This is a genomic window from Streptococcus infantis (genome assembly GCF_047465525.1).
Classification (GTDB): Bacteria; Bacillota; Bacilli; order Lactobacillales; family Streptococcaceae; genus Streptococcus; species Streptococcus infantis_R.
Window position 1 is genome coordinate 1 of record NZ_JASGZS010000042.1, and the last position, 11206, is coordinate 11206.

Below are 11206 nucleotides of genomic sequence, written 5' to 3' on the forward strand. Positions count from 1 at the left end.
AACCACGATATTATACAAACTAGAATAAGGACTGACATCCATAGTTAACTGATTATCAAGCATCATTTCACCTCATCTCTAGTATAACAAAAAAGCCATCTATTGGATGACTTTTTCAGTGGGCTCTCATCAGATAATGTTATTTTTTTTGTTATCATTATAAAATTGTCTAGCTATTTCTTTAACATAGTTTTCATATTTTGCTGGAATTTCTGCATTCGAAATATAGTTTTGATAATTAAAACTTTCATCAATTGGGTATTCACTATTTACTAGGCTCATAAAATCAAGGATTCTTCTTTTTTCAGTGTCAGATTCAATATGATTTTTAAAAGTATCGATCTGAGATAAAGAGTTGTTACAATCATCATTAATGAGATGGTGTTTTTCGTGAAGAAGTATATTTATTTTTTCAATATCTGTTGTATCGGAACTAAGGAAAATAAAGTGTTTGTTATTTGCAAGTACATATCTCCCCTTACAGGATAAGTTGTCAAGAATGACAACTTGGCAGTTTAATTGCTCAATCTCTTTTATAACTTTATTTAGATTCATACTTATTTTTTATTTGCGAAGTAATCTTTCAGATAATTTTTGATGATTTCTCGGTCGTCATCTGTGATAGGCGTACCATCGAAAGCGACTGAATTATCAATAGCAGTATCTAAATCAATATCCGAATCAGGTTCAGGAAAATCATTTTTCCCTAAAAGGTAGTCAGTTGAAACGTTGAAAAAATCTGCAAGTTTCTGAAGATTTTCTGCTGATGGTTTTCTTAGCCCTTTCTCCCACTGGGCATAACTTTGGGGTGAAGTTTGGAAGTGGTTTGCAACCTCTTTTTGAGTGAGTTTATTGTTCAGTCGAACTGCTTTTAATCTATCTTTAAATTCCATAATAAGTACCGTAATAAGAAATAATAAAATTATTTTACAAAAGTCTTGACAAAGTAATCATTTGATTATATAATAGTCGATGTAATCAGATGATTACATTTTCTATGGTGATTGAACTTTGAAAATTTAATAAAAAAACGTGTCAGGCAATGATTTACACTGACCAAACACGAATAATTGATGTTGCAACTTTATTATAAGTGATTTATGGTTAAAAGTCAAGGCTGTTAGTAGTTCTAGTTTTTATATCTACTAATCTTTTATTAAGATCACGTTGGGTATTTCGTCCTTTCACCTTAGTAGATAAGTAAAGGGAACTGACGGCTGGGGATAGTCAATGATACTTCGTAGAAAGTAGCTAGAGAGAGATAGTGAAGTCTATATGTCGTATGGTCGGTATGTGAAAGTTGAGTGATTAACTTTTGCTAATGCCTTTAGGTAAGAAAGAGGGGATATTGAGTTATTCTTAAATTCGTGACTTTGGCGAAGGTAGTAGGCTTAGAAGCTGAAAATATGCGAAGATATGAGCATATAAATAATCAGGAATCAGTAAAGACATTAGAGAAAAATCTTTACTGATTAGAAAATTAACAATAAGCTTTATTGTTAGTTTTCACAAGAGAATATAGTTGTATTCTTTTATGTGAATTAACAATAGGAAATGAGGTGATAAAGAGTTCTTCAAAATTTATGTGCAAGATTATATAGTTTTTAACAATCAATGAATAGATATTTCAAAAGATAGCATACAAAAATGAATTATTATTTTTAAAGTCAGTTGGGTAACTGGCTTTTTTATTTGTAGAAAAGGAGAAAAAATGATTGTAGTAGCTAAGCGATCTCGTTCCCCTTCTTGAAAGTGACGAGATTAAAAAATAAAAATATCAATAAAAGGAGAATTAATAATAAATGTTGAAAAATCAAGAATTTAAGGCTTACGGTTCTATTCGTAAGATGAAATCTGGTGGTGCATGTGGAGTTATCCTTGCACTTGCAATGTTGGGAATGGCTTTCTCTTCAACTGTAACTGCTGATGAGGTAAATGTGAATACCCCTGTAGCTGTAGAAAAGAAAGCAGAATTTGAAGTTGCAATTTCTCATGAATCGCTTGATAAAGCTATGACTGAAGCTAAAGAAGCTGGGGTAAATGTTGAAATTGATGATGTTCAGGATGAAGGAGTTGCAACAAGCGAAACAGTCGTAAGTAAGCAAAAAGAAATTGAAGCTGATTATGCAAAACATGAATCAGAAGTCAAACAGAAAACGGATGAATATAAGAAAGCTAAAAGAAATAACGAAGCTGAACGTCGAGCAGTTTTAGCTGAAAACGAGAGTATCGAACGTGATAATGCAAAGAAAAAAGATGACTACAAAGAAAGCCTGAAAGCTCAAGAAGATTATAATAAGAATGTTGACAAGGAAAATACGGAACTAAAAGAGCAGTATGACAAGAAGCTAGAAAACTACAATAAGGAACTGGCTGCTTACAACAATCAAAAAGAAGAACTTACTAAGAAAGGATTGAAGGCTGAAAATACTCATATTAAAGTTTATGGCAATTATGATGAAAGCAAACGTGGCAGTGTGGGCTATTACAGCAATCTAACTGCTTCATTTGAAGGAGTAGAAGGTTTAACGGCTGTTAAAGATTATATTGGACTACATTCAGACACAACTATTAGTGGAAGTCGTACAGACTTGCTCTCAAAAAATGATGATGTTTTTGCTGAAATTGTGAATCCAAAAGTGGGTGATTCATTCACACTCCATAACGTTGCTGAAAGCAAAGAGGGGCAGAAAATCTCTGCCCGATTTACTTTCAATAGTGCTGAAGCTGAGTGGGTTAAGGATAGCAAGCCATTAAGTGCTACAAAAATCTTTATTAGAAAAGACAATGGAAGTGGTTCAATCAATTTCCTTTTTGGAAATCTAGTTCAATTTGACACCAAAATTGACTTCTTTGATGAAAAGACAGGGAAAGAAGTTTTGATGGCTATCGCTTCTACATTTAATGATATAGACTATGGCCAAGAATTACGCTTTACTTATCAAGATGGTTCAGAAGGAGTTGTTTTAAATCCAAATGGTTCAGAAGTTAAAAAAATAAGTCGTGATGGTAAAGAATATTATAAGGGTGAATATAAAACACCATGGACTTATGATGCTCCTGAATTGGGAGTAAAAGCAGGCGATCTTGGATATGCTAACGTAGGAGATGAATCAGATATTCCTCTAGGTTCGCTTCTTTCTGTTGGATATGGTTCTAAGTTGAATTTTGCTTATCACAATGGAGTAGGTGTTCGTGGTGAAGAAGAAATTGAATCCAAACGAGCAGAAGTTAAAAGACAGCTTGGTTCGGCAGGAAGTAATCTGAAAGATGAAGATATTTTCTATCAAGATGGGTGGGCTGTTGGTATCTTTGGTAAGGCAAGTTCAACAGTGCCTGTGACTATTCTTTCTAAGCCACCAGTTAAACCTGAGTGGAAGAAAAAGGATACTAAAGAAATAAAGCTTGTTTTGAGAAAACCAAAAGATTTACCGAATAAACCTGATGCCCCAACTGTAAAAATTAAATATAGACGCTTGCGTGTAAACCCTTCAACTCCAAAACCTGTGAAGGCTATTACTGATAATTTTGGAAACAATATTGATAGCGCAAATACATTTGATAAAAATGTGAAATTCAGTTTGACAACGGATTACAAACCATATTCAACATTTACTGCTGATTCTAAAACTCATGGTAAGACTTGGGCAATGGTAGATGATGTACAAGATGGTGCTTACATGGTAAATGATAACAAAATCACAATGAAGGATTCTACTGGTAAAGATGTTAAGGATCTTTTTAATATGTATCATGTTCTTTCAGAAAAAGAACGTACACATGAAATTCAAAACATTTTGAAAGAGGCAGGCTTGAATCCAAAAGGTGAGTTCTATATGTTTGTAGCGAAAGACTCGGCTTCATTCTATAAGAATTATGTAAGACAGGTTAAGAATATCACGATTGATCTTCCTGCTCATTTGTTGGTAGAAAAAGGTCAAATTGTGAAGAACGATTTCCACCAAATTGACTTTGGAAATGGCTTTGTTTCTAACTTGGTAACTGTTCAAGTTCCTAACTTGAAACCTGAAAAACACGCTTTGGATCACAAAGATAATTCTAAAGTTCGGGACGGTCAAGAAATTCAAATTGGGGAATATCTACGCTATCTTTTGGACGGTGTAACTGTTCCAGCAAAACATGATACTCTTTATCAGTATGATGGCATTGATAAGTTAGATGTTAGACATGATCGTTATACTGGCAATTGGTCAGGAATCATTCGTGGTTCAGAATACCTTGCTGAAAAAGACTTAGTTCTTCCTTATGATGTCGTCTTGGCTGACGGTAAAGTGGTTAAGGCAGGAGATCAGATCGTGAAAGGTTCTGCTTATGCTTTTAAATTTGAATTTAATCAAAGTACAAACTCTGACTTTATCAAGAAGATTGTTAAAGTAACATGGAATGAACAAGACGGTAAGTGGGCTTACACTATTGATAAAGAGTTCCTAAACTCTCTAGGAGTACAAGGTACGTTCGATGCTGATTTCTATATCGAAGTTGAGCGTATCGCAAGTGGAGAAGTTGAAAATAGATTTGTCAATATTGTCAACGGTCAAGAGATGGAAGCTAAAGTAGTGACTCATACTCCTGAAGTTCCTAATTCTCCTGAATTACCTAAACTACCTAAGCCAGTTAAACCGACTGAACCATCTACCCCAGTTGAATCATCCCAGTCAGTTGAATCAGTTAAACAAGAGCAATCTGTAGAATTGAAAGAGTTGCCAAATACAGGTACTGATGCAAGTTCTCTTGGATTGATAGGTACTAGTATTTTATCTGTCCTTGGTTTGGCTGGTCTTAAACGTAAAAAAGATTAGTGAAGATTGTGTTGTTGGGCGATAATAGAACAGGATTATCGTCCTTTTTGTTTTGTTTAAAAATGTAAATAGAAAAGGAAAATAAGAAATGAAAATTGAAAACTTTAAATTCAATCCTGAAGCGATTGGGAAGGCTAACTATGTACGCTCTGAAAAAGCACCAACTATTATTGAAGGTAAACCTTTTGAGGGGACACGACATATTGTGATGAATGGGAAGCACGGTATGTTCTCAATTATCACTCCAAAAGATATGGCTACATATCAAGTAAATGAGGAAGTTGAACCTATTAATCCAATTTTCCTAGAAGATTATGTTGAAGGACCGAATTTCTCTGCTTCAACAAATGTATTGGCTAAAGGACTTAAACGTGTAGGAGGTAATAAATAATGGCTAAAAATGGACTAGAACTTGGAAATCGTGTAGAAATTTTTTCAAAAAAATATCGTATTTTGAATGATTTGTTGTTAAAGCCAAAGGAAGTTTTGGGGAATTGTAAATTTATTAAGAATGAAGGGGCACAGTTTGTAAATATTGATCTTGAAACAGGAGAAGGTGATTATGATGGTGTTGAAGTTCTAGTATATTCTGAAGGACAAGAAGACACTGTATTCTTGAAAGTAACTGAACAATCAGCAGAAGAAATTGATGCTTTGAATCTTGGATATCAAGAAACTATTGATTTTGATACGTTGTTGATCGCATATCATGGTATGCGTAAGGCTGATCGAAATCAAGTTGAACCTAATAAACACCGATTCGTATTTGTAGTTGATAAGCTAAAAAAAACTGCTGTCAAACCTAAACAGGATCAAAAGCAAGAACAGAAACAAGAACATAAAGGATAATTGCTAAAGGAGAAAAGATATGGGTTTATTTCCTGCATATAGGGGAATTAAGATTAAGCCTTACATGGTGAATCTTAGATACTTTATCTTTTCTTTTTTCTTTTTGATATTTAGTCCTGTACTTGGATTCTATGTGTATCGAAATTTTGAAAAAATCAAGAATTTAGATAGATTATCAATTGTTAATTCTGTGATCCTATTGATTGTATTTGTTGTTTTAAGTATCTATTTAACATGGTTTTCGCAAGAAAGAATATTCCTATTTCAAAAGTTGGAAAGACTATCTAAACTGGCTTTCTTTTTGAAAGAAAATGGATACTCTTATACAAAAAAGGTGAAAAGAGATTCAGGTACTGTTGATAAGATTGTGTTTCCTACTGTCTATTTGAAGCAGAATCGTTATGATTTAGATGTAGCCTTTAAAATGGCTGGAAATAAGTTTCAGGAAAAATTTAAAAAGATTGCTAGTGAACTTGAAACAACCTTTTTCATGGACTTTATGGAAGTTCAGGACGATATTAAGTTTAAGACTTATAAACTTGCCTATTCTGCGTTTTTGAATCGGATCAAGGTCACTGATGTCAACTATTCGGATAAAGGTATTCAATTGATGAAGAATCTTTATTGGAATCCTATTGATGATCCTCATTTGTTGGTTGTTGGTGGTACTGGTGGTGGTAAAACAGTATTATTGAGAACTTTGATTCGTGCAATGGCTAAAGTTGGTGTAGTGGATATAGGTGATCCAAAACAAGCTGACTTTGTGACTATGGCAGAACAAAGAGTTTTTGAAGGTCGTATCTCTTATGAAGCAGAAGATATAGTTTCTATGATAGAAAGAGCAGTAGAAATTATGTTTGCACGTTATTCTTATATGCGCAAGGAACGTGCAGAAAATGGTGATAAGGATTTGAAGAAGTTTTATGAGTATGGCTTAGAGCCATATTTCTTAGTTTGTGATGAGTATAATGCCTTGTGTGCCATGCTTGATTTTCAAACAAGACAGCGTTTAGACAATGCTATGGGGCAATTCTTACTTTTAGGAAGGCAAGCTGGTTGTTTTGGAGTAATAGCTATGCAGAAACCTTCGAGAGAAGATTTAGGCTCTAAACTTCAAGCAAACATTAACTTTCGTATTTCTGTTGGTCGATTGGACGAGGTAGGTTATGACCTAGCCTTTGGGGAAATCAATAGGAACAAGGAATTTAAGTATGTGAAATATCTTGCTGGTAAGCGTGTTTATGGTCGTGGTTATGCTTGTGTTTATGGAGAAGTAGCGAGGGAATTTTATTCACCGTTACTTGAAAGAAAATTATCATTTTATGATGAATATGAAAAGATAGATAGACGAGAAAATCCTTTCAATCCTTTAGATAATCCTAGTGCTGGATTATCTGAAGAAGAAAAACAAGTATTACTGGAAGAAATGCAAGCTAAAGAAGAATTGCAAAAAGGGCAAGTTAAAAAAGCTAATTCTGAAATGGTGCAAGAGTTGATGGCTAGTAAGAAAGAAATAAAGAAAGATGAAAAGGATCTTGCTAAAGCAAGTGATGTATCTATGGATATTGGAGTTAGTTTCTCCTCTGTTCAAAATTTACTGAAGAAGTTAGAAGAACTAGGAAAAATTACGATTATGAAGGAAGATGGAATAATTGTGATGAATCAGGCTCAGGTTCTTTTGGTTAGAGATTTGTTTGAGTTGAAAAAGACAAGAACTCAAAAATGGTCTGATATTTTGGAAGATTTTCCATTTGATGAATACGAACTATGAGAAGAGGGGAGATCCCCCTTTTCTTTGTTTATATGTAGTTGGTGTAGTCCAGCTCTCTAGTAGCTAGTAGCAGAAGCGAGGAAGCGAAGCAACGAGCGCCTGCGCTCACTAGCGCTCACTAGAGGGCTGGACTATACTAATTAACCCACCTATTCTAATAGGTGGGTAACAAAAGTTACAAAATGCACTTTACGCTTACGGCGATAAGGGATAAAGGTGTGTCCATTTAGTGATTTTTTGTGTCCCTTTTGGTAAAAAATGGAGTTTTGAAGGAGAAATGGAAGGAAAAAACTTAAAAAAATTTAGAAAAGAACTAAATATGACAAGAAAAGAGTTGTCATTAAAGACTGGTATCCCTGTTTCTACCCTAAAAGCCTATGAAAATGGGTATAGAACATTGAAAAAGGAAGATTTCATAGAAATAAAAAATCAGTTCAGTTTAAAAAACGGTGACACTAATCTAACAAGATACATGATTGACTATTTCAGATTTACGCTTCACAATGAAACAGATGTATACTTTGTGGCAAAAGAATTTTTCGGATTGGATGTCATGCTTCGACCTGAAACAACTTCATTTATGAAATATGAACTGTTGTATCGTTATGGTGATATTTGGTTTTTCGGCTTTAATTCCTGCTTTAGTGAAAATGGAGAGGATAAAAATAGGATTACGGTTCAATTAAGTGGTCAAGGCTGTCGTCAATTAGAAATGTATCTTGAAAATAGTAACCTAACGTGGACTGACTTTATAAAAAGGTTTCAGAAGTGTTATGGAGGTGATTTTAGTGTAACTCGAATAGATATTGCAGTTGATGAAATGGCAATGGAGGATACGAAGGAGAATTTTGATTTGTCAACACTAGTGACTAGATACTATCAACAAGAGATTGTATCACCTTATTTGAAGAGCTTTTCATTTGTGGGTGGTGGAGGATTTGATTTTGAAAATCCATTTGAATCAGAAAATAGGCAAGGCTTATCAATCTATCTTGGTAGTCGTCAATCTGAAATGTATTTTAACTTTTATGAAAAGAGATACGAGATAGCAAAGAAAGAAGGAATTAGCGTATCAGCTAGTGTCAGACTGTTTAGGATATGGAATCGCTATGAAGTTCGTTTTTCGCAAGGAAAAGCTAGGGCATTTGTTTCAGAAGTCTTAGCTGGTAGTGAGATTGCAGAATTAACGAGGTCAATTTTTCAAGGAGCGATACAAATCTATGATGGTACTGATGAACATGGTTTTAGAAAGTATGATAGCAAGTGGCAACAACTTTTCGGAAATCATGAAGCAGTCAGACTAACAGTTAGCCCTGAACCTTATTCAGTGGAAAGGACGATTAGATGGTTGGTAGAAAGGGTTTCTAATTCATTATTATTTGTGTCTGAAATTGATCGAATGTTCATGCAAGAGAATATGAAAAAGATAATGGATTCAGGAGAACTTACACCTAGACAGCGAAAAGAATTAGAGTTTCTTCAAAATCAGTTAGGGAGGACAGAATGATTGAATATAAAGACATTGAAAAAATTGTATATTTGATTCCTGCAAGAAATTTTTATGATGGTTTGACAGATAGTAAGGTAGCAAGAGATTATCAAGCCTATATTGAGTTTCAATCTCAAAACTATAAGGTGACAAAGAAGCGAAGTGATTGGGTTAAGTTGAAACGATTGATTATAGATTATGAATCATATTTAGCAGGACAAGTAGATGTTAAGAGAAAGTTACTTTGGTTTGGATTGTTAAGAAGGAGTAAAGAAGAAATGGAAATGGAGTGTTTAAAATTGATTGAACGATTTCATTTAGAGGAGTGGATGTGAATATGAAAGTTAAGAAACGTTCTCCAGCCTGTCTAATTAGAAAATGTAAAAGATAAAAATGAAAAGAAAGAGGTATAAAAAATGGCTTTAGCTGGAAAAGATAAACAAATTATTGATTTGTCGAATGAACTTGCAAAAAAACTAAAGGATCAAGAATTTAAGCAAGCATGGACTATGGCTGGTGAATTGAGTGCACTTCTTAAAAATGAAGAAGAATTGCAACTACCGTATCAAGTTCTTGAATGTATCAAGAAAGACCTGTCTAGTTATTATTCAATGAATAAGGAACTTAATAAAGTTACAAATCGAGCATTTGCGATTGGTTGTAGTTTTGAGCGTTCAGCTTCAATTTAATGAAAATTGTGAAGGAGGTCAATTATGGCTTCCTTTTTATTTTTTGGAAGGAGAGTTAAATGAGTGTTAAAGTAGTTTACGATAATTTTTCTGATGTATGTAAAAACTATGTGTATGGGAAAACCTTATTGGATTTACCTGAGAAAGTTATTGCTAAGTTAGACGAATGTTTTGATGGTGTGGAGTTTAAAGAATTTGAAGGTTGTAATCCTGATAATGTGGCAATCAATTCATTTACAGAAGTTGAAACGAAGGAAGCATTGATTGATTTTGCTAAAATTATAAACCATGAAGAATATGAGCAGTTAGTCAATGAAGAGCGATTATTTGCTTATGTGGAAGAGCACGAGGAAGAAATAATCAATTGTTTGAGTGAATCATATACATATTTAGGTCATGAGGATGATAGTTGGTTTTTGTTGCAGTAGAAAGTAAAGGGGGAAAATAAAAAAATGGATTTAATGGCTTTAGTTATTTATAAAGGAATCGCAAGACGAGTCCTGCTTCCATGCTCTAATGAAGAAGTAGCTGAACGCTTTGGCTATGAAGGTCAAGAAATTGAGGTTACTATTGATTCGATTGAAGAATTACCTATTTTGGAATGTGAACGTTTGACCTTAGATTTAGCGAATAGTATTGCTGAAAATATTGAAGATGTAGATGAAGATATTGTTTTATCGGTTATTGAAACAGAATCTTCTGATCCATCATACTTAGATAGTTATGATTTTGATGATTGTTATTTATATCCTGAAGTTGCAACTGATAGAGATCTAGGTGAATATCTAGTTGAGAAACTTGGTGTAGAGCTTTCTAAGGAAAAATTGCTTCTTTATGTTGACTATGAAAAATTTGGTCGTGATGTTCGCTTAGAAGAAGGTGGTAGCTTTGTAGATAAAGGTTACTTTGTATCAAGATGATAGCGAATATAAGGGTTTTAAGAGAAGGGAATTTTGAATTCCTCTGTGAACTAGATATTATGAAGTACAGTCAAGAACAAGTCCTTGAAAGAATAATTGAAAGAGGAATTGACAAAGACACCTTTTTTATTTGTGGGATTTCTGATTGGGGAGTGGATAAAATCATGTCGCTGGACGAGGTTTATTTGCTGAAGAAAGCAGTGTTGGAATTATATGATGGTGATGAATACATTGTCAAATTTCAATTACAGCGTTATATTCCTGTGACAAAAATTGCAACGACTTATTATAGATTTTGTTCTAAAGATGAAGTTGATACAATTTTTGAATTGACGAAAGAGTTAGATTATAAATCGGTTATTGATTATTTTTTTAAGTGTGGGAATTGGGTGACAGTATTTCAAGGATTTATTAACCAAGGAGAAGTTTTGAATACTCCTAATGGATTTTATAGAAAGGTTTCTTTTTAATGAGGAATATGTTTTTAAAGAAGCCACGAAAAGACAAACAGTTAAAGATTAAAAAAATAAGCCAGAAAAAATCGAGCCCACTGAAAAAGTCATCCAATAGATGGCTTTTTTGTTATACTAGAGATGAGGTGAAATGATGCTTGATAATCAGTTAACTATGGATGTCAGTCCTTATTCTAGTTTGTATAATATCGTGGT

12 protein-coding genes are annotated in these 11206 nt (G+C 33.7%); 10 read left to right on the top strand and 2 right to left on the bottom strand.

Annotation, left to right across the window (positions count from 1 at the left end; all coding sequences use genetic code 11):
* Positions 1-129 precede the first annotated feature (129 nt).
* Complete coding sequence (locus QM374_RS10210; RefSeq protein ID WP_247934695.1) at positions 130-555, bottom strand: ImmA/IrrE family metallo-endopeptidase; 426 nt, start codon at positions 553-555, stop codon at positions 130-132.
* A 2-nt stretch (positions 556-557) separates the two neighbouring features.
* Positions 558-893 (bottom strand): helix-turn-helix domain-containing protein, encoded by a 336-nt coding sequence (locus QM374_RS10215; RefSeq protein ID WP_301559680.1) that lies wholly within the window; start codon positions 891-893, stop codon positions 558-560.
* Positions 894-1802: 909 nt separating this feature from the next.
* Between QM374_RS10215 and QM374_RS10220 the strand changes: the two genes are divergently transcribed.
* The 10 genes from QM374_RS10220 (at position 1803) to QM374_RS10265 (ending at position 11008) form a co-directional block, all read left to right on the top strand.
* On the top strand, positions 1803-4820 hold the full coding sequence (locus tag QM374_RS10220) for an SspB-related isopeptide-forming adhesin (RefSeq protein ID WP_414311668.1): 3018 nt from the start codon (positions 1803-1805) through the stop codon (positions 4818-4820).
* Positions 4821-4908: 88 nt separating this feature from the next.
* Positions 4909-5211: a hypothetical protein gene (locus QM374_RS10225; RefSeq protein ID WP_414311669.1), complete on the top strand. Its 303-nt coding sequence runs from the start codon at positions 4909-4911 to the stop codon at positions 5209-5211.
* Positions 5211-5669 carry a hypothetical protein gene (locus QM374_RS10230; protein WP_414311670.1) on the top strand — a complete coding sequence of 153 codons (459 nt, stop codon included), beginning with the start codon at positions 5211-5213 and terminating at the stop codon, positions 5667-5669. Before QM374_RS10225 ends, QM374_RS10230 begins: the two co-directional genes overlap by 1 nt.
* Before the next feature lie 19 nt (positions 5670-5688).
* A complete protein-coding gene (locus QM374_RS10235; protein WP_414311671.1) occupies positions 5689-7440 on the top strand; it encodes an FtsK/SpoIIIE domain-containing protein in 1752 nt (583 codons plus the stop codon).
* Between the two features lie 277 nt (positions 7441-7717).
* Positions 7718-8947 carry a replication initiation factor domain-containing protein gene (locus QM374_RS10240; protein WP_414311672.1) on the top strand — a complete coding sequence of 410 codons (1230 nt, stop codon included), beginning with the start codon at positions 7718-7720 and terminating at the stop codon, positions 8945-8947.
* Positions 8944-9264 carry a hypothetical protein gene (locus tag QM374_RS10245; RefSeq protein WP_414311673.1) on the top strand — a complete coding sequence of 107 codons (321 nt, stop codon included), beginning with the start codon at positions 8944-8946 and terminating at the stop codon, positions 9262-9264. Before QM374_RS10240 ends, QM374_RS10245 begins: the two co-directional genes overlap by 4 nt.
* A gap of 81 nt (positions 9265-9345) precedes the next feature.
* Positions 9346-9618 carry a hypothetical protein gene (locus tag QM374_RS10250; protein WP_414311674.1) on the top strand — a complete coding sequence of 91 codons (273 nt, stop codon included), beginning with the start codon at positions 9346-9348 and terminating at the stop codon, positions 9616-9618.
* A 59-nt stretch (positions 9619-9677) separates the two neighbouring features.
* Positions 9678-10046: a hypothetical protein gene (locus QM374_RS10255; RefSeq protein WP_414311675.1), complete on the top strand. Its 369-nt coding sequence runs from the start codon at positions 9678-9680 to the stop codon at positions 10044-10046.
* Positions 10047-10070: 24 nt separating this feature from the next.
* Complete coding sequence (locus tag QM374_RS10260; protein WP_414311676.1) at positions 10071-10538, top strand: antirestriction protein ArdA; 468 nt, start codon at positions 10071-10073, stop codon at positions 10536-10538.
* A complete protein-coding gene (locus QM374_RS10265) occupies positions 10535-11008 on the top strand; it encodes a hypothetical protein (protein WP_414311677.1) in 474 nt (157 codons plus the stop codon). The genes QM374_RS10260 and QM374_RS10265 overlap by 4 nt, the downstream gene beginning before the upstream one ends.
* Positions 11009-11206 lie beyond the last annotated feature (198 nt).